The sequence below is a fragment of the Microbispora sp. CA-135349 genome (genome assembly GCF_050947365.1).
In the GTDB taxonomy this organism is placed as follows: domain Bacteria; phylum Actinomycetota; class Actinomycetes; order Streptosporangiales; family Streptosporangiaceae; genus Microbispora.
Genome location: NZ_CP192001.1, coordinates 537,037 through 555,822, shown reverse-complemented (window position 1 = coordinate 555,822; position 18,786 = coordinate 537,037). Strand labels below are relative to the sequence as shown.

Sequence of the window (18,786 nt, the reverse complement as noted above, 5' to 3'; positions counted from 1 at the left end):
TCTCAGAGATCGATCAGAGCGCGGAGATCGATCAAAGCGCGGAGGACAGGTACTGCTCCAGCAGGGCGCGCTTGTCCGGTTTGCCGCTGGCCGCGACCGGCACGGCGGACACCGTCGTGATCGTCCGGGGGACGCTGTCGGCGCCGAGCTCGGCGCGGACCAGCTCCGCCAGGGCCGCGTGGTCCGGGGTGCGGCCCGGACCGGGGACGACGAACGCGTGGACGGCCTCCCCTGTCCGCTCGTCCGGCGATCCCGTCACGTACGCCTCGGCCACGTCGGGATGACCGGCCAGCGCCCGCTCGATGGGACCGGCGTACACGACGATCGCGTTGACGATGATCACGTCTCTGGTCCGGCCGGCCAGGTACAGCAGGTCGTCGTCGAGGTGGCCGAGATCACGGGTGCGCAGCCAGCCGTCCCGCAGCACGTCGCGGGTCTCCTCCGGCTGGTCCCAGTACTCCGCCATGAGGAAGGGGCTGCGCACGTGGATCTCGCCGGTGCGTCCCGCCGCGACCGGCCGGCCCTCCTCGTCGCGCACGCTGATCTCGACGTCGGGATGCGCGCGGCCGACCGAGGCCGCCACTCGGTCCCGCGACCGGGCGAGCTCGGCGGGGGTGAGCATGGAGATGACGCCGGCCTCGGTCGCCCCGTACGCCACGTGGACGACGGGGCCCAGCCGGTCCGCCGCCTCCAGCAGCCGATGCCGGCTGACAGGCGATCCGGAGACCGTCAGCGCGCGCAGGCTGCCCACGTCGACCGCCTCCTCGCGGAGCAGGTCGAGCATCTGGCACAACCGGGGCACCGTCACGATCGCGCCGGTGATCCGGTGCCGTTCGACGGCGTACGGGAACAGCGGCCGGCCGTCCTCCTCGGGAATCACCGCGGTGCCGCCGCCGAGCAGGCACGCCGCCAGGAAGTCGAGCACCACCAGGCTGGACAGGGTGCCGAACAGCAGATAGCGGTCGAAGGACTCGGCGAAGCCGGGGGCGACCGACGACCAGCCGCGCTGGCAGGTCCAGTGTGCGGCGAGAGCCCGGTAGGTGAGGGCGCAGCCCTTCGGCCGGCCCGTGCTGCCGCTGGTGAAGGTCAGCAGGGCCACTTCGTCCGGACGTGCCGTGACGGCCGGGAAGCCGTCGCCGCCGGGATGGGCCAGGAGGTCGGCCGCCCCGTCCGCACCGGGGGTGGGCCCGAGCGTCAGCACGGTGGCCGGCCCGGCGGCCGGCTCGATGGCGCGGAGCAGTTCCGGTGTCGCCGTCGAGCGGTCGAGAACGACGGCGTCGACTCCCGCGCCGAGCACGTGGGCGAGCTGACCGGGCGCGTATCCGGGCCGTACGCCCACCACGCGGCAGCCCAGCACGTGCGCGGCCACCTGCGCGGCGAACCCCTCCGGCGAGACGCCGGTGCTGACGGCGACGCCCCGGCCCGGGCCGAGGCCCGCATCGCGCATGGCCGCGGCCATGCGCCCGATGAGCTCCAGCAGCTCGCCCCGGGAGACGATCCTGTCGCCGTGTTCGAAGGCGGCCGTGCCGGGCGAGCCGCGCAACGCCTCCAGCAGCACGCCGGGAAAGGCACCGGCCGCGTGCTGGTTCAGCGACTCGCTGCGGTTGGTGGACTGGCTGTGCTCGGAGGGCTCGCCGCGTTCCTGGTGTAAGGCGCGCGTCGCGGGGTCCCGCATGTCCGGCTCCTTCGTCTCGCGAGGCGCCCTGCCGCAGCGACGACACGACCGGCTGCGGCCGGGCGCCGGGTTTCCACCGGCTGTCGCCCGACGACGGTAGGCGGCACAGATCAGAGACGGATCAGAACGAGGCGCGCACCGTGAATTCGCGAACCAGGAACCCCCGAGCCGGGAACCGTGGATAGGGGATTCAGCCCATCGCCACCGTCAGCGGCGCGAACAGCCTGGTCCGGTCACCGGGCAGCGGCCTGCCGCCGTGGACCATGAAGGACGTCCAGAACGCCTGCGACACCCCTCGGTCGCCGAGCCAGCCGAGCAGGCCGGGCCGGGTACGGTCGACCTCCACGCGTACCGGGCCGTCGGCGGTGCGGGCCAAATCGGTGATCAGAGCGCGGGCGACCTCCTCGCCGCCGGCCACGACGGGTCCGATCACCAGCGTGTTCAAATTACGCCACATGCCGGCGTACCCGATCAGCCCCGAATCGTCCTCCACGACCCTGACCTGCTCGGCGAAGTCGAACAACCGCGCCAGCAACGCGGACCGGTCGGCGCCGAAGACCTCGGCGTCGAGAGCCAGCAGGGCGGGGAGGTCGCGGCCGGGGTCGGCGGGCCTCGACCGGACGGGATCGCCCCCGGCGCGCAGACGCCCGACCCGCGCCTCCGCGACACACAGCGTCTCGAACCCGAGCTTCTCGTACAGCGGCCGGCCGGACTCCGTGGCCCAGAGGAAGACGACCGCGTCGCCGGCCGCCTCGAGCGCGTGCGTCATCAGCCGCCGGCCCAGCCCGCGCCCGCCGTACCGGGTGGCGACGAGCATCATGCCGATGCCCGCCGCGGTCGTGCCGTACCGGGTCAGGGTGACGGTTCCCGCGAGCTCTCCCGACGGGGCGTCGATCCCGTAGCCCTCGCCGTTCTCCAGGATGAACAGCCACTTGCGCCGCTCGGGACCCCAGGCGCGGTCCTCGCTCAGGGCGAGACATCGATCCAGGTCCTCGGGGCCGAGCCGGCGAACGGGAAGCTCGGCGGCCGGGGTGGTGAGCGGGTCGGCCATGGACGTGTACGCCTTCCTGTTCATGGACGTCCCTGTGCTGCGGAGCCGGTGCGACGCCTGCGGTGCTGTGCGGGGCATCGAGGCTAGCCCGGCCCCCGCGACGGGCGAAACCGGTTTTCCGGCCGTTCGCCGATAACCGGATGCGACACGGCGGCGGGCATCGTCAGGATCGACGTATGCGACACTGGCCGCTCTTCGCGCTGCGACTGACGACTCCCCGGCTGGAGCTGCGCCTGCCCGATCTCGACGACCTGGACGCGCTCGCCGACCGAGCGGCCGAGGGCGTCCACGATTCCGATGCGATGCCGTTCGGCGTGCCGTGGACGGACGCCCCGCCGCACGAGCGCGCCCGCTCCACCGTCCAGTTCCACTTCCGGCAGTGGGGCGCCTGGTCCCCCGGCGACTGGAGCTGCTGCTTCGTCACCGTGTGGGAGGGTCAGGTGGTCGGCATGCAGGCGATGAGCGCAGTCGACTTCGCGGTCACCCGCGAAATCTCCACCGGCTCCTGGCTCGGACAGCGCTTCCAGGGCCGGGGTATCGGCACCGAGATGCGCGCGGCGGTCCTGCATCTCGCCTTCGCCGGCCTCGGCGCGCGGTACGCCCGATCGTCCGCCTTCACCGACAACCCGCGCTCGCTGGCCGTCTCCCGCAAGCTCGGCTATCGGGACGACGGCCTTTCCGTCCACACGCGCAGGGGCGAGGCCGTTCTTCAGCAGCGGCTGCGGCTGTCCCGCGAGGAGTGGACGGCCCCCGGCGGGTTCGGGATCCACGGCCTCGAACCCTGCCTGCCCCTGTTCGGCATCGACGCCCCGGACGGGCTCACGGGTGCAGGGCGAGTCCCCTGAGCACCTGTTCGCAGTGTTCCTGGGGGCCGCATACGGCCGGCTCGACGAGCGGCATCTCCTCGGCTGCGACGGCCCGTACGGCGGCCCGGTCGTGGCGCTGCCGGTCTGGTTCAGGCCGTCCACCGCCCGCGCCTGCCCGCGTATGCGGCGGCCCCCGCGAGCAGCCCGGCGAGCAGCAGGTAACCCGAGGTCAGGGACAGCGCGGTCGCGGCCGCCCCGACAAGGAGCGGGCCACCCGCGTCGCCGATCTCTCGGCCCACCTCGGCGCTTCCCATGGTCTGGCCCATGCGCGCGGGAGGTGTGGCCTCGGCCAGAACGGCGAATCCGAGCGGAGTGACCAGCCCGATCCCCGCGCCCGCCGTCGCCGCCGCGAGGACGAGCGGGACCACGCCCGGCACGGCCGCGAGCGCGAAGGCCGCCGCGCAGAGCAGCAGCCCGGTGGCCAGGCCGTGGACCGGGCTGATCCTCCTGGCGTCGAGTGCCCGGCCCGCCAGTGGCTGGGCGACGGCGGCGCACGCGGCCAGCACGGAGACGACCACACCGGTCGTGATCGGCCCGAGTCCGTCCGCCCGGCCGGACACCGGCAGGAAACCGACCCCCACAGACAGCGCCGCCGTCCCCGCCGCCAGGGCCGTCACCGGCCGCAGGAACCCGGGATCGGCGAGACGCCGGGCGAGGTCGCCCACGGTCTGCCTGGTGCGCGGCAGCGGCGGCACCGGGGGCACCGTGAGGGCCGCCCAGCAGGCCACCGCGGCGGCCAGCACGGCCATGACCGCGAACAGCGAGCGCAGGCCGCCCGCCGCGACGACCGCCCCGCCGAGGAAGGGGCCGAGCATGTAGCCGATGCTCTTGTAGAAGCCGTACGAGCCGAAGGCCCGGCCGCGCGCGGTCTCCGGTGTCAGCCGCGCGACCAGCGCGGACGCCGCGGGTGAGAACGCCGAGGCCGCCGCGCCCTGTCCCAGCCTCGCCGCCAGGAGCCACCCGGCGTCGGCGGGACCGTGGGACCGGGCCGCCACCACGTAAACGCCCGAGGCGAGGACGAACGCGACGAGGCCGCCCACGAGCACCGGGCGCGGTCCGATCCGGTCGGCCAGCGTGCCGAACGCCGGTTTGAGCACGACCTCGGCGCCGTCGTACAGGGCGAGCAGCAGGCCGAGCCGGAGCAGGGACGCTCCCGCGCCGTCACCGGCCACGCCGAGGTTGGCCGCGATGCCGTGCGCGCCGAAGGCGGTGGTGAACCCGGCGGCGTACAACGGCCACAGCTTCGCGCGGCTCAATGGCCGGTTCGAAGACGGCCCGTCACGCCAGGCGCGGGGGGAACCCGCCGGTGGCCACCGGCCCCCAGGACGTGGGGGTGATCCGCAGCAGCGACTTGCCCTGGCGGACCATCGCCGCGCGGTACTCGTCCCAGTCGGGGTGCTCACCGGAGATCGAGCGGTAGTACTCCACCAGCGGCTCCAGGGCCTCCGGCAGGTCGAGCACCTCCGCCGTGCCGTCCACCTGCACCCACGGCCCGTCGAAGTCGTCCGACAGCACGAGCACGCTCACCCGGGGGTCGCGGCGGGCGTTGCGGGTCTTGGCGCGTTCGGGGTACGTCGACACGACGATGCGGCCTTCGCCGTCGACTCCGCAGCTCACCGGGGACGCCTGGGGGCCGCCGTCACGTCTCGTCGTGATCAGGATCGCCTTGTGGCGATCACGCAGGAAGTCGAGCAGCTGCTCATGGGAGACCTTGTCGGCGGTCGCGATCCTGGGGCTCAAGCCTTCTCCTCGCCTTCGGCTGTGAGCGCGGCGTACGCCGGACGGTGTGCCGGGCTGGTTCGCCCGCCGCGCTCGCTCATGCCGCCACTTTAATCACCGTCCGGAGTCGCGGCTCCGCTCCACCAGGCGGGTGAGACCGTCGAGCAGGAGACGCATGCCGAGCTCGAACAGGTCGTCGAGGCGGAAGTCGTACCCGTCGTCGCCCAGTGCCCCGATGACCCGGGCGAAGTCCGGGTAGCGCCCCGACTGTGCGATGGCGGTCAGCGCCGGTCCCTGGACGTCCATCCACTCGTCCTCCGACAGGCCGGTCGCCGCCTCGATCTGCGCCTCACGTTCCAGGTTGATCGCGAGGCCCTGCACGTGGCTGTAGAGCAGGATGTGGACGTCGATCACGGTGGCCGCATCGAGGCCGAGACCGTCGAGGGCGCCCAGCGCCCAGTCGGCGTGCACGGTCAGTCCGGGCAGCGCCAGCGGCCTGCCGAGCGGGCTGAGCTGCGCCAGCCACGGATGCCGCCGGAAGATCGCCCACAGCGTGCGGCCCGCGATCTCCAGCCGTTCCCGCCAGCCCTCGGGGGGATCATCGGGATAGCCCAGTTCGCCGAACGCCGCGTCCGCCATGAGCAGGATCAGATCGTCCTTGCTTCCGACGTACCGGTAGGGGGACATGGCCGAGACCCCGAGCCGGGCCGCCACACCGCGCATCGACAACGCCGGAAGCCCTTCGGCGTCCGCGATTTCGACGGCCGCGCGTACGACGCGCTCTCGGGTCAGGTCGCGTTCGGCCCCCGCTCCCGGCCGCCGCCTGACCGCGTCGGCGTCGCGTGAGACCGGCGCCGTCGTCCGATCTTCACGCGGCGCCACCGGCGGGAGAGCCGGGGGCGGCTCCGCGACGACCGTGCCGACTCGGGGTTCGGCGCGGACCACCCCTTCCCTGCGCAGTTCGGCGAGCGCCTTCGTCGCGGTGGCGAGCGCGACCCCCCACCGGGCGGCCACCTGCCGGGTCGAGGGCACCCGATCGCCGGGCGCCAGCTCGCCCTCGGCGATCATGCGCCTGATGTCGGCGGCGATCCTCACATACGGCGGCGTCACGTCGATTTCCTCCTCTGTACTAGGACAGAACCTATCTGTCCTAGTACAGAAATCCCCGATAATCCCTGGTTGCAGAGCTGTTGCTTACACCGTACATTCAGTGCGCATACGGCATCCACACCCTCTGGGAGCTTCGATGGACAACGTGCTCGTCTCCGGCGCCGGTGTCGCGGGGATCACGCTCGCCTACTGGCTGCGTCACCACGGCTTCGCCCCGACCCTGGTGGAGCGCGCACCCGGCCTGCGCGCCGGAGGGCAGGCGATCGACGTACGCGGCGTCGCGCTGGAGGTCGCCGGCCGCACCGGCGTCCTCGACGAGGCACGGCGCCTGCGCACACGCCACCGCGGCATGTCGGTGCACGACGGCGCGGGCAACGAGATCATGCGCTCGGAGGAGATGACCTACAGCAGCGGCCGTCTCGACAACGACGACATCGAGCTGCTGCGCGAGGACCTCACCCATCTGCTGTACGAGCGGACACGTAGGGACGTCACCTTCCTGTTCGGTGACTCGATCACCGCGCTGGAGCAGAACGACCGGGGAGTGCTGGCCCGGTTCGAGCACGCCGGGCCGCGCCGGTACGACCTCGTCGTGGGCGCGGACGGACTGCACTCCACGGTCCGGCGGCTGGCCTTCGGGCCGGAGCAGGAGTACGTCCACCACCTGGGGACCTACCTGGCCGTTTTCGGCATGGACAACGTCCTCGGGCTGGAGGACTGGCAGGTCTGGATGCAGGACGGAGAGCGCGGGTACGGCGTCTTCCCCGTCCGCGACAACACCGAGCTGCGGGTCAGCCTCGGCTTCCGGTCCGAGCCGCTCGACCACCGGGACCCCGCCCGGCTCCGGGCGGCCCTGGCCGAGGCGTTCGCGGGCGCGGGCGGGGAGACGCCGAGGCTGCTGAAGGGCATGGAGCAGGCGAGCGACTTCTACTGCGACTCGATGGCCCAGATCCACATGAACCGGTGGTCGTCGGGACGGATCGGCCTCGTCGGCGACGCCGCCTACTGCCCCTCCCCTCTGTCGGGCCAGGGCACGAGCCTCGCCCTCGTGGGCGCGTACGTGCTCGCGGCCGAGCTGGCGGCGGCGGGAGGCGCGCACGAGGCCGCCTTCGCCCGCTATGAGGAGCGGATGCGCCCCTTCGTGGCGCTCAACCAGGCGCTGGCGACGGAAAACCCGGGCCGCGGGGCCTCCGGGGAGTCGGTCGATCGGGCCAAGGACGCGATCTCCCTGGACGGGTGAGGGCCGCCCACGCGGTTTACCCGCCGTCTACCTCGGCTCCACCCCCTACCTACGTATCCCCCGAACAGGTATCGATACGGGTGTTTTCCCCCTCCTCTCCCCAAGACGCGAGAAGGCAGCCTGAAAACGTCACCAAGAGTGCATGAGAGCCAGGGGGACCGATCATGTGCCAGCACCACCCGCAGTGCCCGCCGGCGGATGCTCCCGACCGTGACGCTGCCTGTCTGATCGCCTTCCACCCGGAGCAGGGATGGGGACTGCTCTGCAACGGCGTAGTGCTCTTCGAGGACAGCGGCGAACTCATGCCGGACGGACGCAGCGTTCCCGCTCGCTCGTCTCTGGCGTACGCCGCATGAGCGAGCGCGGCGAACTACTCAGGAGACACGGCGCCTGGCGAGGTGCCGGACCGCGCACCTCCGGCACGACCGAACCGCGCGCCTCCGGCACGACCGAACCGCGCACCTCCGGCACGACCGAACCGCGCACCTCCGGCACGACCGGGCCGCGAGTCAAAGGTGAGGGAAAGGCATGAGCGTGATTTACTGTCCCGTCCAAGACGAGTCACCGTCGTCCGCGCACGACGGTGGGGCGCCCGCCGCCCTGCCGCGCCGGCACTCCGTGATCCGGCACCGCTGGGCGACGTTGCGGCAGCGGGTCGGCGACCTCACGATCCGGATCGCGGACGATCTCGACGTCGAGTCGGCGTCCTGGCGGCTGCCCGCCGACGCCGCCTCCGCCGGGCGGGCCCGCCGGCTGACCCGCGAGCGCCTGAGCGCCTGGGGACTGGAGAAGCTGTCCGACGTGGCCGAACTGCTGGTGAGCGAGCTGGTCACGAACGTGCTGTGCCACACCTGCTGTGGCGACCTCGTCGTACGGCTGTCGGCCGTCGAGGGGCTGCTGCGCTGCGAGGTGGAGGACTGCGACGGCGTGCTGCCCGAGATGGCCCGGCCGTCCGCCGGTGACGAGAACGGGCGCGGACTGCGGCTGCTGGACTCGCTGGCCTGTTGCTGGGGCGCGGAGCGCACCCGCCAGGGCAAGATCATGTGGTTCGAGCTGCCGGCGTACGCCTTTCGCTGACGGGGCCGCCGCCCGAGCCACTGCTTGGGCCGCCGCTTGAGCCGCGAACCGAACCGCCGACCGGGCCCTCGACCGGGTCGTTCCCGCCGTCCGCGGCCGGATCGCCGGGGCGGTCGCTCAGCCGCTCCTTGATCCAGGCGGCCACCTGGGCGCGGGACTTGAACCCGAGCTTGTCGAGGATGTGCTCGATATGGCCTTCCGCCGTGCGCTGGGAGATCACCAGTCTCCCCGCGATGTCCTTGTTGCTCAGTCCCTCGGCGACGAGGCGCGCGATCTCGGTCTCCCGCCGCGTCAACGGCGCGATCCGCCCCTCGATCGGCGCGGGCCCGCGGGCGGCGGGCGTCCGCTCGCTCAGGGCGTACGCCAGCGCCTCCTCCCGCGTCAGCGCCGCGCCTCGGGACACCTCGGCCAGGAAGGCGGGCTCGCCCAGCGCCTCGCGGGTGGCCGTCTCGCACTCGTCGTGCCGGCGGCTCATGTAACGGAACTCGGCCAGCCGCTCGCCGACGGCCTGCCAGAAGGTCCGTACGACGCCGAGCAGCCGGGCCGCCCTCTCGTACTTCTGCTCACCCGCGGCGAACCAGGCGTGGGCCTCCAGGTTCATGCCCATGCCGAGCTGGTCGCCCACCGCCGTGTTGTAGCGCAGGCTCTCGTTGTCGCACTCGCAGGCCGCGCGCATGTCGTCCCGGCACCAGGCGTCGATCGCCAGCGCCAGCAGTGCGTACGCCCGGTGCCAGCCCTCGCCGTACAGGTCGCACAGGGCCACGCACTCCTCGGCGAGGTCGCGGGCGGCCGGGCGGCCGAGGAAGGCGTTGGCCAGCGCGAGCCGGTTGAGGGCCAGCGCGAGACCGATGGGGTTGCCGACGGCCCGGTGGGCGGCCGCCGCCTCCTCGTACCGCCGCATGCCGCTCTCCAGGTCGCCCTCGCACACCGCCGCCATGCCGGACAGGAACGCGATGTAGCCGAGCGTCACCCGCAGCCCGAGCCGCCCGGCGATCGCCGTGGCCTCCTCCAGCCGTGCGAGCGTGGTGGCACGGTCGTCCCTGAGCAGGGCGATCCAGGCGCCCGCCCACAGCGCGTGGGCGCGCACCTCGCCGGGTTCCGTGGCGGCGGCAAGGCTCCGGTCGAACCAGCCGGCCCCCTCCGACAGGTGGTAGCCACTCCAGTGGTAGAGCAGTTCCGCGGTCATCGCCAGGCCCGTCCCGGCCTCTCCCGGCTCCCGCAGCGACCAGTCCAGGGCCTTGCGGAGGTTGGCGTGGTCGCGCTGCAGGCGTTCCACCCACGACTGCTGGGCGGCGCTGAACAGCTCCGCCCAGGCCCGTGAGGTGATCTTCCGGTAGTAGTCGCGGTGCCGCCGGTGCAGCGTCGCCTCGTCCCCGGAGGCGGCCAGCAGCTCACGGCCGAACTGCCGCACCGTGTCGAGGAGGCAGTAGCGGACCACGCCGTCGTGCTCCCGGCGGAGCAGGACCGACTTGTCGACCAGCCCCGCGACGAGTTCGAGCACGTCCTCGCGCGCGATGCCGTCGCCCGCGCACACCTGCTCGGCCCCTTCCAGGTCCAGGCCCCCGACGAAGACAGAGGCCCGCTGCCACAGCAGCCGCTCCTGCTCGGTGCACAGGTCGTAGCTCCACTCGAACAGCGCGCGCAGCGTACGCTGCCGGGGCAGCGCGGCTCGCGATCCCCCGGTGAGCAGCCGGAACCGGTCGTCCAGACGCTCCAGCACCTGGCTCACCGACAGGACGCGCAACCGTACGGCGGCCATCTCGATCGCCAGGGGCAGGCCGTCGAGCCGGCGGCAGATCTCGGCCACCGCCGCCTCGTTCTCCTCGGTCACCTCGAACCCGGGGACGACCGACGCGGCCCGCTCGGCGAACAGCCGGACCGCGTCCGACGCGGCGAGCGGCACCGCCGAGTCACCGCCCGGCTTGGGCATCGACAGCGGCGCCAGCTCGACGATCCGCTCGCCGTCGATGCCGAGCACCTGCCTGCTGGTGGCGAGGACCCGCAGCTCGGGCAGCGCGCGGACCAGCGTGTCCACGAGCACCGCGCACTCGGCGAGGACGTGCTCGCAGTTGTCGAGCACGATCAGGGTCTGCCGCCCACGCAGGTGTTCGACCAGCGCGCCGAGCGGCGGCCGGGTCGAGTGGTCGTTGACCGACAGCGCCTCGCCCACCGCCTGCACGAGCAGGGCGGGATCCTCCAGCGCGGCCAGTTCGACCAGTCGTACGCCGCCGGGGAAGCTCCTGCGGACCTCCTCGGCCGCCCGCAGCGCGAGGCGGGTCTTCCCCACCCCGCCCGGGCCGATCACCGTGACCACGTGCGCGGTCCCCAGCAGGCGCTTGAGCTCGGCCAGCTCGTGTCGGCGCCCCACGAAGCTGGTCACCTCCGCGGGCAGCCCGGCCGGTTCCCCCCTGGCAACTCTCGTTCGCATAGCGGTCATGACGTCCACGCCGCCCCCGTCGTCCGGTGCGCCACGGCCTCGTGGCACTACCAGCGTACAAACGCCTCGGGGATCGGCTCGGGGGCGGCGGGGTCAGGCCCGTTCCATCCGCCGCAGGATCTGCTCGCGCCTGACCTGCAGGTCGTCGATGAGCGCCTCCTGCTGCTCGACGTTGGTCAGCAGGGTGGATCTCTCCGCCATGTCAGTCGGCGCGTCCCAGCTCTGCCCGATCTCCTCGCGTATCTGCGCGGTCTCCTTGCGCAGACGCTCGATCTGGGCGTCCACCTCCTCGAGCTCCTTCTTGAGCTCCGGATCGTCCATGCCTCACCGTCCCGTTCGTCACTCCGGTTCGGTCACCCCATTCCACGAGGACGGGAAACTATTCGGCGACGGCGGCAGGGAGGTAAACGGTCTCCCCGGTCTCGCGGGCCCGCTGGGCGGCCGTCAGCCGGGCCACCAGGTAGCCCGGCATGAGAGAGGCGGCCTGCTCCGCGGTGAAGAACCCGTAGTCGTCCAGCTCCTCCTCCTGCAGGACGACCCCCGTGCCGTCCTCGAACGTCCCGCAGTCGAACAGGAAGTGGACCAGCGGAATCGGCCGGTCGTCCAGCGGCGGCACCCACTGCACCACGAGCAGGCGGCCCACCGGCCGGGTGACGCCCAGTTCCTCCGCCAGCTCACGGCCGCAGGCCGCCTCGGGCGATTCGCCCTCGTCGACGTGCCCGCCAGGCCAGCCCCAGTGGTCGCGGTAACCCGGTTTCACGAGCAGGACCCGGTCCGAGGAGTCGGTGACGAAACCGGCCGCCGCGGCGGCCACCTTGAACAGCCCCGCGTAGAAGGCGTCCGCCGGGATCACAGCAGCTCCGATCGCATGTCCCTGAGCCTAATGGGGGACTTCCCCTAGATCGCGGGGAGGAGACGTACGTCCCGAGCAGTACGCGCGATCTGGTCTGCACGCCCGATGTACCGCCCTTGATCGATTCCTACCGTGTGAGGCAGTCGGGAAAAGGGGAGGTCATGAGAGGCCGCAGGAACTTCGCCGCCGCCATCGGCGGCTGGAGCGCGCGCCACCGCTGGTGGGCGCTGCTCATCTGGATCGCGTTCGTCGCCGTCGCGACGGTCGCGGGCAACGCCGCCGGCACGGTGGAGATGCGCGGCTACGAATCCGCGACCGGCGACTCGCGCCAGGCCGAGCAGATCCTCGACGGCGCGGCGTTCAAGAACGTGGCCGGCGAGGTCGTGCTGGTCCAGACCCGCACGGGGACGGCGACCGTGACCGACCCGGCCTTCCGCCGGGCGGTCGAGGACGTCAAGAAGGCCGTCGAGGCCACCGGTCAGGTCGAGCACGTACGCACGCCGTACGACAAGGAGCCCTCGCCGGTGACGCCGGACCGGCTCACGGCGCTGGTCCAGTTCGACATGAAGGGCGACGGCGCCACGGCGGAGGAGCGGATCCAGCCGGTGCTCGACGCGGTGGCCAGGGTGCAGGGGGCGCACCCGGACCTGCGCGTGGAGGAGGCCGGATCGGCCAGCGCGGGCAAGCTGATCGGCGAGGCCCTCGACAAGGACTTCGTCCGGGCCGAGCAGCTCTCGCTGCCCATCACGCTCGGCATCCTGCTCGCCGCGTTCGGCGCGCTGCTGGCCGCGATCGTGCCCGTCGCGCTGGCGATGACGGCGATCTTCGCGGCCACCGGGCTGCTGGCCTTCACCAGCCACCTCCTGCACGTCGACTCCGCCACGACCAACGTGATGCTGCTCATCGGCCTCGCCGTCGGGGTGGACTACTCGCTCTTCTACATCATGCGTGAGCGGGAGGAGCGGGCGAAGGGCCGGAGCAAGAAGCGGGCGATCGAGATCGCGGCGGCCACCTCGGGACGCGCCGTGCTGATCTCCGGGATCACCGTCATCGTCGCCATGGCCGGCATGTTCCTCACCGGCGACGGCGTCTTCATGGGCTTCGCCGAGGGCACGATCCTCGTGGTGCTCACGGCCGTCGCCGGCTCGCTGACCGTGCTGCCCGCCCTCCTCTCGCTGATCGGCGACAAGATCGATGCCCGCGTGATCCACGGCACCGTACGGGCCCTCAGCGGCGGCCGAATCACCTGGCGGCGGATCCTCGGCGTGCGCGGCGGCCAGAGCCGGGTCTGGGGGGCGATCATGCGCCCGGTGCTGCGCCGCCCGCTCGTCTCCGTGCTCCTCGCCGGTGGTCTGCTGGTCGGCCTGGCGATCCCGGCCTTCCAGCTGAAGACCGGCACGCAGACCATCGACGACCTGCAGGGCGACTACCGGATCGCCGAGACGTTCAAGCGGATCGACAAGGCGTTCCCCGGCGGCAACGAGCCCGCGGTGGTCGTGGTCAAGGCGGCCGACGTGACGACGCCCGCGTTCACCGCCAGGATCGAGGACTTCCGGCGGCGGGCGCTGGCCACGGGCGAGACCAACGAGCCCTTCGCCGTCGCCGTCAACCCGGACAAGACAGTGGCCAGGATCAGCATCGGCATCAAGGGCACCGGCGTGGACGAGGTGTCCGAGCACGCGATCCGCACGCTGCGCGAGAAGGTCGTCCCGGCCACCCTCCCGGGCGCCCACGTCACCGGCAACACCGCGGGCTCCATGGACTTCAACGCGCAACTGGCCCGCCGGATCCCGCTGGTGTTCGCGTTCGTGCTGCTACTCGCGTTCGTGCTGCTGCTGGCCTCGTTCCGGTCACTGGTGGTGGCGGTCAAGGCCATCCTGCTCAACCTGCTGTCGGTCGCAGCGGCGTACGGCGTGCTCGTGCTGGTCTTCCAGAAGGGGTACGGCGAGAGCCTGCTCGGCTTCCACTCGACCGGGACGATCACCAACTGGCTGCCGCTGTTCCTGTTCGTGATCCTGTTCGGGCTGTCGATGGACTACCACGTCTTCATCCTCAGCCGGATCAGGGAGGCGTACGACCGGGGCATGAGCACCGAGGACGCCGTGACGTCCGGGATCAGGAGCACGGCGGCGGTGGTGACCAGCGCCGCGCTCATCATGGTGGCGGTGTTCGCGACGTTCGCCACGCTGTCGCTGCTGACGTTCATGCAGTTGGGCATCGGCCTCGCGGCGGCCGTGCTGATCGACGCGACGATCGTGCGCGCGGTGCTGCTGCCGGCCACGATGAAGCTGCTCGGCGACTGGAACTGGTACCTGCCGCGCTGGCTGGACTGGCTGCCGCGGCTGTCGCACGGCGACGACGTGGCAGAGGAGACGCCGGAGGAGCGGGTCCCCGCCCTCGTCTGACACTGCGGCGGTGCGCCGGAACGGTGACCCTGCCTTCCGGCGCACAGCCGTTCACCGGCCTTTTCAAATGGGCCGCTCTCGGACGGCCCCGCCACGGACGCTGCCCGGAATGGCGTGCCCGGAGGGAAGCGCACCGAGAGGATGCCCCGAGCACTACAGCAATCCCGTGTCGGCGCACGCGTGACAGAAGTCACGTAAGGGGCAATAAGTACATAACGGTAAAATTTATCTACGTGGGTCATACGGGTGGAAACAGTCGCAAAGCCCTGATCTACTGGATCGCCGGTGTGCTCGCGTACATGGTCGCGGTCTTCCACCGGCAGTCGCTCGGCGTGACGGGGATCGACGCGGCGACGAGGTTCGGGATCGGACCGGCGGCGCTGTCCACCCTGGCGATGTTGCAACTGCTCGTCTACGCGGCCATGCAGATTCCCGTCGGCGTCCTGGTCGACCGCCTGGGTTCGAAGCGCATGCTGCTCGTCGGCGCGGCGGTCATGGCCCTCGGCCAGCTCCTGTTCGCCGTAGCCACCGGCCTCGCGGCGGCCGCCGCCGGGAGGGTGCTGGTCGGCTGCGGCGACGCCATGACGTTCATCAGCGTGATCCGGGTGGTCAACGTCTGGTTCCCGCCCCGCCGCAATCCGCTGATCGTGCAGCTCACCGGCATCCTCGGCCAGTTCGGCGCGGTCGTGTCGGCCGTGCCGCTGATCACCTCGCTGCACGCGTACGGCTGGACGCCGACCTTCCTGTGGGCGGGCGGCCTGGGGGTGGTGGCCCTGGCCGCCGTCGGCCTCTTCCTGCGCGACCGGCGGCCGGAACGCGCGCCCGCGGCGCTCGGCGTGCGGGCGGCCTGGGCGGAGCCCGGCACCCGTCTCGGGATGTGGACCCACGCGGCCACCCAGTGCTCGTCCGCGGCCTTCACGATCCTGTGGGGCTATCCCTTCCTGGTGCAGGGCCAGGGCCTGTCCCCGCGTACGGCCGGCGTGCTGCTGACCACGCTCACGCTGCTCGCGATGGGCTGCGGGCCGCTGCTCGGCCACCTCGCCGGGCGCTTCCCGCTGCGCCGCTCGTGGATGGTGCTCGCGGTCATCGGCGCCACGGCCGGCGCGTGGACGCTCGTCCTCCTGTGGCCCGGACCCGCGCCGCTGTGGACGCTCGGGCTGCTCATGCTGGCCCTCGCCACGAACGGCCCGGGCTCGATGGTCGGCTTCGACTACGCCCGCACGTTCAACCCGGCCGAGCGCATCGGGGTCGCCACCGGCATCGTCAACGGGGGCGGCTTCGCCGCCTCGATGTCCCTGATCGCTCTGGTCGGGGTTGTCATGGACCTGCAGAACGACTTCCGCTGGGCGTTCGCCGTGCAGTATCCGATCTGGCTGCTCGGGGCCGTACAGGTGGTCCGCTACCGCGCCCGCGCCCGCCGCCGCGCCACAGTGCATTCCGCTCCCGTCCCGGCCCCCGCCTGACCGGGGACGACATCGGAGCAGGCTCATCGCCAGGTGTCGCGGCTGCTCTCCACGTCCACCGCATCCGTGAAACCCGGGGTCGTGCCGATCACGCCGCCCAAAGCACTGCCCGGAAGGGCCCTCCGCAGGTCCTTCATCAGCAGGAGGAGGTGCAGAGGATCGCTCGGGCTCTGCTCGAACGCGGCGAGCCGCAGATAGAAGGCCCGCGCCGTCTCGCTCTCACAGTGGATGAGCATGGCCCGAACACCGATCTGGTCGGCCACCCGCGCCACTCGCCGGAAAGCGTCCACCACGAGTGCCCGTCCCAGCCCGATGCCCTGCGCGCCTCGGTCCACCCCCAGCCGGGCCAGGATGACCACGGGCTGATCGTGACGCCCGGCCCCTTTGAGCAGCCGTGCGGGAGCCGCAGCCGGACCGACGCTCCCGGCCGCGAGTGCGTAGTAACCCACAACCCTGCCGGCCTCGATGTCGCGCACGACGTAGACGCGACATCCTCCACTCGCATGCGCCTGCAGCGCATGGCGCGTCAGCCAATCGCTCTGGGCGGGGGAACCGCAGTCGAAGCCGTCGAGGCCGCCACCCCCGGTGACGGGGGACACCGCGGACAGCTTCACGGGTTCTCGTCCAGAATCGTCGGGGTCGTCATGAGCTCGGAGAGTCCCGGCACGTCGCGAGACTCCCGTGACAGGGCCGCGTCGAAGGCCTGCCACTGCTCCTCGTCGAGCCGGAAGACCGTCCGGTCCGCCAGCAACTCACGGGCGGCCGTGGTCGCCGCGCCGAGGACGAACGAGGAGACGGTGTCCCCGGCGGCCTCGCTCGCGTTCTCCAGCAGCCGCTTGGTCTCCGCGTCCACGCGCAGGTTGATGCGTTCCTCCTTGGCACCCACGACCAGAGCGTACGTACGTTGTGCACCCATAGCCAAGAGCTTAACAAGGAGATGAGCGAAGAGTGACCGTTCGATTACCTTACGTGCACGAAGGGGTCGGGGAAGTGGGAGGGGGCGAGGACGGCGGCCCGGGCGAGGATGTCCTTGCGCGTCCGTACGGCGAGATCCGGGTCCTCGTCGTACACGTAGGGGATCGAGGGATCGGCGACCTGGACGGGGTGGAGCACGGCATCGCCGCTCATCACCAGATCTCCCACCTCGACGCACTGGTGGCCGGGCGTGTGGCCGGGCGTGTGCAGCACCCGGACCCCGGGCACGAATTCCGCGTCGCCGTCGACGACGTCGAGCCGGTCCCGCAGGGGGTCGAGGATCAGCTCGCGCACCGGGCCGGAGGCCCACTCGGTCTCCGTCCGCTGCACGACATAGCGGGCGTTGGGAAAGGCGGGAGCGCCGCCCGCGACCGCGCCGCCCGCGTGGTCGCTGTGCAGGTGGGTCAGCACGACGACGTCCACGTCGGCCGGGGCGGCCCCGGCGGCGGCCAGCTCTCCGCCGAGGCGGCCGGGCAGGGGCGCCCAGGTCGCGGGCGCGTCCGCGCCGCCGATCCCGGTGTCCACCAGGACCGTGCGGCCCGCCGCCCGCAGCAGGTAGCAGTGGAAGTGCAGCACCCACTCCTCGCCCGGGGCGAACATCGCACCGGCGAACATCTCGGGCAGCGGCTTGCGGACCGGTTCCTTCATGGGACCCACGGCATCGCAGAGCGGGACGATCTCGACACCGGACACGATTCTCGGCTCATGCGGCATCGCATCACGATAGAAGAAGGGCCCACGACAGAAGAAGCGCGGTTCAGCGGACGGCCAGGACGGGCGCGTAGTCGACGTCGAGATCGGCGGCGTAGACGGCGCGCTCACAGTGGGCGCAGCGGTAAAGGATCGGGCCCTCGTCGAGCTCCGTACGGCAGCGCGGGCAGCGGCGGCGGGTGCGGGTCATCTCGGATTCCCCCTTCGAAAGCTCCTTGCGTGTCAATGGAACCTCCGCCGGCTTGTCGAACTCCTGCAATCGACTTGCCGCCCGCCTCCTTGCTTCCCCGGGCCGTCCCGTGCCCGGCGTTCCGGACGCGATGCGAGGGGGCGGCCGCGCGGGCGCTCTCCGGTGCGGCCGCGCAGCCGGGATGATGGACGGGTGCTCGCCGACGTCATCGATCATCTCGTCTGCCCGGCCTGCGGGACGGCGGTCCACCTGGCCGGCGGGTCGGTCAGGTGCGCGCGCGGCCACTCCTTCGACGTGGCGCGGCAGGGATACGTGAACATGCTCACCCGCCCGGCCGGCACGGCCGACACGCCCGCGATGGTGGCCGCGCGGGCGCGCTTCCTGGAGGCGGGGCACTACGCGCCGCTGGCCGGCCGCCTCGCCCGGATCTGCGCGGGCGCCGCCGTGGTCGCCGACGCCGGGGCGGGCACCGGCCACTACCTGGCCGCCGCGCTCGGCGCCGACGCGGTGGGCATCGCGCTCGACGTGTCGAAGCACGCCCTGAAACGGGCCGCACGCGCGCATCCCCGCATCGGCGCCGTGGTGGCGGACGTGTGGCGGCCGCTCCCGGTGGCCGACGGCCGCGTGGACGTGCTGCTCAACGTCTTCGCACCGCGCAACGCGGAGGAGTTCGCCCGCGTGCTGCGCCCGGGCGGCACGCTGGTCGTCGTCACCCCCGCCCCCGGTCACCTGAGCCCGCTCGTCGAACGGCTCGGCCTGCTGAGCGTGGACGAGGACAAGGAGCGCCGCCTGGAGGAGAGCCTGGGCGGCCGTTTCGCCCGCATCGGGGAGGAAACGGAGGAGATCGCGCTCACGCTCGGCCACGACGAGGTCGAGGCGGTGGTCGGCATGGGTCCGAGCGCCTGGCACACCCGCCCCGAGGAGCTGGCTGCGAAGATCGCCGCGCTCCCCGACCCGGTGCCGGTGACCGCGTCCTTCCGCGTCACCCGCTGGGCCCTGCCCGCTTGACCGGGG

Annotated in this window: 19 protein-coding genes; 7 read left to right on the top strand and 12 right to left on the bottom strand. The window is 72.2% G+C overall.

Annotation, left to right across the window (positions count from 1 at the left end; genetic code table 11):
- Window positions 1–31: 31 nt before the first annotated feature.
- Both ACQPZZ_RS02725 and ACQPZZ_RS02720 read right to left on the bottom strand, forming a co-directional pair.
- A complete protein-coding gene (locus ACQPZZ_RS02725; protein ID WP_432928612.1) occupies window positions 32–1,675 on the bottom strand; it encodes a class I adenylate-forming enzyme family protein in 1,644 nt (547 codons plus the stop codon).
- A 190-nt stretch (window positions 1,676–1,865) separates the two neighbouring features.
- The gene (locus ACQPZZ_RS02720; protein WP_432928610.1) at window positions 1,866–2,750 is read right to left on the bottom strand and encodes a GNAT family N-acetyltransferase; all 885 of its coding nucleotides are present in this window, start codon (window positions 2,748–2,750) and stop codon (window positions 1,866–1,868) included.
- A 152-nt stretch (window positions 2,751–2,902) separates the two neighbouring features.
- Between ACQPZZ_RS02720 and ACQPZZ_RS02715 the strand changes: the two genes are divergently transcribed.
- Window positions 2,903–3,571, top strand: coding sequence for a GNAT family N-acetyltransferase (locus ACQPZZ_RS02715; protein WP_432928608.1), 669 nt, complete (start codon window positions 2,903–2,905; stop codon window positions 3,569–3,571).
- A gap of 110 nt (window positions 3,572–3,681) precedes the next feature.
- Here the strand turns inward: ACQPZZ_RS02715 and ACQPZZ_RS02710 are convergent, their stop codons facing one another.
- From ACQPZZ_RS02710 to ACQPZZ_RS02700, 3 genes are all read right to left on the bottom strand, one after another.
- Complete coding sequence (locus ACQPZZ_RS02710; protein WP_432928606.1) at window positions 3,682–4,848, bottom strand: MFS transporter; 1,167 nt, start codon at window positions 4,846–4,848, stop codon at window positions 3,682–3,684.
- 22 nt (window positions 4,849–4,870) lie between these two features.
- Window positions 4,871–5,332, bottom strand: a complete 462-nt coding sequence (locus tag ACQPZZ_RS02705; RefSeq protein ID WP_432928604.1) for a PPOX class F420-dependent oxidoreductase — start codon at window positions 5,330–5,332, stop codon at window positions 4,871–4,873.
- Between the two features lie 93 nt (window positions 5,333–5,425).
- Window positions 5,426–6,421, bottom strand: coding sequence for a GntR family transcriptional regulator (locus tag ACQPZZ_RS02700; protein ID WP_432928602.1), 996 nt, complete (start codon window positions 6,419–6,421; stop codon window positions 5,426–5,428).
- Window positions 6,422–6,557: 136 nt separating this feature from the next.
- Here ACQPZZ_RS02700 and ACQPZZ_RS02695 point away from each other — a divergent pair, with 136 nt between their 5' ends.
- The 3 genes from ACQPZZ_RS02695 to ACQPZZ_RS02685 all read left to right on the top strand — a co-directional run bounded on the left by ACQPZZ_RS02695 (window position 6,558) and on the right by ACQPZZ_RS02685 (window position 8,738).
- Complete coding sequence (locus tag ACQPZZ_RS02695) at window positions 6,558–7,661, top strand: FAD-dependent monooxygenase (RefSeq protein WP_432928600.1); 1,104 nt, start codon at window positions 6,558–6,560, stop codon at window positions 7,659–7,661.
- 164 nt (window positions 7,662–7,825) lie between these two features.
- Window positions 7,826–8,017 (top strand): DUF5999 family protein, encoded by a 192-nt coding sequence (locus tag ACQPZZ_RS02690; protein WP_432928598.1) that lies wholly within the window; start codon window positions 7,826–7,828, stop codon window positions 8,015–8,017.
- A gap of 172 nt (window positions 8,018–8,189) precedes the next feature.
- Window positions 8,190–8,738 carry an ATP-binding protein gene (locus ACQPZZ_RS02685; RefSeq protein ID WP_432928596.1) on the top strand — a complete coding sequence of 183 codons (549 nt, stop codon included), beginning with the start codon at window positions 8,190–8,192 and terminating at the stop codon, window positions 8,736–8,738.
- Here ACQPZZ_RS02685 and ACQPZZ_RS02680 read toward each other — a convergent pair.
- The 3 genes from ACQPZZ_RS02680 to ACQPZZ_RS02670 form a co-directional block, all read right to left on the bottom strand.
- Complete coding sequence (locus ACQPZZ_RS02680) at window positions 8,701–11,166, bottom strand: ATP-binding protein (protein WP_432928594.1); 2,466 nt, start codon at window positions 11,164–11,166, stop codon at window positions 8,701–8,703. The genes ACQPZZ_RS02685 and ACQPZZ_RS02680 overlap by 38 nt on opposite strands.
- 102 nt (window positions 11,167–11,268) lie before the next feature.
- The gene (locus ACQPZZ_RS02675; protein WP_363635009.1) at window positions 11,269–11,496 is read right to left on the bottom strand and encodes a hypothetical protein; all 228 of its coding nucleotides are present in this window, start codon (window positions 11,494–11,496) and stop codon (window positions 11,269–11,271) included.
- Between the two features lie 58 nt (window positions 11,497–11,554).
- The gene (locus ACQPZZ_RS02670) at window positions 11,555–12,028 is read right to left on the bottom strand and encodes an NUDIX domain-containing protein (RefSeq protein ID WP_432928592.1); all 474 of its coding nucleotides are present in this window, start codon (window positions 12,026–12,028) and stop codon (window positions 11,555–11,557) included.
- 161 nt (window positions 12,029–12,189) lie between these two features.
- Here ACQPZZ_RS02670 and ACQPZZ_RS02665 point away from each other — a divergent pair, with 161 nt between their 5' ends.
- Complete coding sequence (locus ACQPZZ_RS02665; protein WP_432928590.1) at window positions 12,190–14,433, top strand: MMPL family transporter; 2,244 nt, start codon at window positions 12,190–12,192, stop codon at window positions 14,431–14,433.
- Window positions 14,434–14,666: 233 nt separating this feature from the next.
- On the top strand, window positions 14,667–15,896 hold the full coding sequence (locus tag ACQPZZ_RS02660) for an MFS transporter (protein ID WP_432928588.1): 1,230 nt from the start codon (window positions 14,667–14,669) through the stop codon (window positions 15,894–15,896).
- A 23-nt stretch (window positions 15,897–15,919) separates the two neighbouring features.
- Here ACQPZZ_RS02660 and ACQPZZ_RS02655 read toward each other — a convergent pair whose 3' ends face one another.
- From ACQPZZ_RS02655 to ACQPZZ_RS02640, 4 genes are read right to left on the bottom strand one after another with little or no spacing between them, the layout of a single operon-like run.
- Window positions 15,920–16,510 carry an N-acetyltransferase family protein gene (locus tag ACQPZZ_RS02655; RefSeq protein ID WP_432928586.1) on the bottom strand — a complete coding sequence of 197 codons (591 nt, stop codon included), beginning with the start codon at window positions 16,508–16,510 and terminating at the stop codon, window positions 15,920–15,922.
- Window positions 16,507–16,812, bottom strand: coding sequence for a DUF1778 domain-containing protein (locus ACQPZZ_RS02650; RefSeq protein WP_432928584.1), 306 nt, complete (start codon window positions 16,810–16,812; stop codon window positions 16,507–16,509). The genes ACQPZZ_RS02655 and ACQPZZ_RS02650 overlap by 4 nt, the downstream gene beginning before the upstream one ends.
- Window positions 16,813–16,856: 44 nt before the next feature.
- Window positions 16,857–17,585 carry an MBL fold metallo-hydrolase gene (locus ACQPZZ_RS02645; protein WP_432928582.1) on the bottom strand — a complete coding sequence of 243 codons (729 nt, stop codon included), beginning with the start codon at window positions 17,583–17,585 and terminating at the stop codon, window positions 16,857–16,859.
- Window positions 17,586–17,628: 43 nt separating this feature from the next.
- Entirely contained in the window at window positions 17,629–17,772 is a 144-nt protein-coding gene (locus tag ACQPZZ_RS02640; protein WP_363635023.1) for a hypothetical protein, read from the bottom strand.
- Window positions 17,773–17,964: 192 nt separating this feature from the next.
- Here ACQPZZ_RS02640 and ACQPZZ_RS02635 point away from each other — a divergent pair, with 192 nt between their 5' ends.
- Window positions 17,965–18,780, top strand: a complete 816-nt coding sequence (locus ACQPZZ_RS02635; RefSeq protein ID WP_432928580.1) for a putative RNA methyltransferase — start codon at window positions 17,965–17,967, stop codon at window positions 18,778–18,780.
- The last annotated feature ends 6 nt before the right edge of the window (window positions 18,781–18,786 follow it).

Bases quoted from the DNA above. Each gene is read 5' to 3' on its own strand.
- ACQPZZ_RS02725 (WP_432928612.1), bottom strand. From the start codon at position 1,675: ATGCGGGACCCCGCGACGCGCGCCTTACACCAGGAACGCGGCGAGCCC.
- ACQPZZ_RS02720 (WP_432928610.1), bottom strand. From the start codon at position 2,750: ATGAACAGGAAGGCGTACACGTCCATGGCCGACCCGCTCACCACCCCG.
- ACQPZZ_RS02715 (WP_432928608.1), top strand. From the start codon at position 2,903: ATGCGACACTGGCCGCTCTTCGCGCTGCGACTGACGACTCCCCGGCTG.
- ACQPZZ_RS02695 (WP_432928600.1), top strand. From the start codon at position 6,558: ATGGACAACGTGCTCGTCTCCGGCGCCGGTGTCGCGGGGATCACGCTC.
- ACQPZZ_RS02690 (WP_432928598.1), top strand. From the start codon at position 7,826: ATGTGCCAGCACCACCCGCAGTGCCCGCCGGCGGATGCTCCCGACCGT.
- ACQPZZ_RS02685 (WP_432928596.1), top strand. From the start codon at position 8,190: ATGAGCGTGATTTACTGTCCCGTCCAAGACGAGTCACCGTCGTCCGCG.
- ACQPZZ_RS02680 (WP_432928594.1), bottom strand. From the start codon at position 11,166: ATGCGAACGAGAGTTGCCAGGGGGGAACCGGCCGGGCTGCCCGCGGAG.
- ACQPZZ_RS02675 (WP_363635009.1), bottom strand. From the start codon at position 11,496: ATGGACGATCCGGAGCTCAAGAAGGAGCTCGAGGAGGTGGACGCCCAG.
- ACQPZZ_RS02665 (WP_432928590.1), top strand. From the start codon at position 12,190: ATGAGAGGCCGCAGGAACTTCGCCGCCGCCATCGGCGGCTGGAGCGCG.
- ACQPZZ_RS02650 (WP_432928584.1), bottom strand. From the start codon at position 16,812: ATGGGTGCACAACGTACGTACGCTCTGGTCGTGGGTGCCAAGGAGGAA.
- ACQPZZ_RS02645 (WP_432928582.1), bottom strand. From the start codon at position 17,585: ATGCCGCATGAGCCGAGAATCGTGTCCGGTGTCGAGATCGTCCCGCTC.
- ACQPZZ_RS02640 (WP_363635023.1), bottom strand. From the start codon at position 17,772: ATGACCCGCACCCGCCGCCGCTGCCCGCGCTGCCGTACGGAGCTCGAC.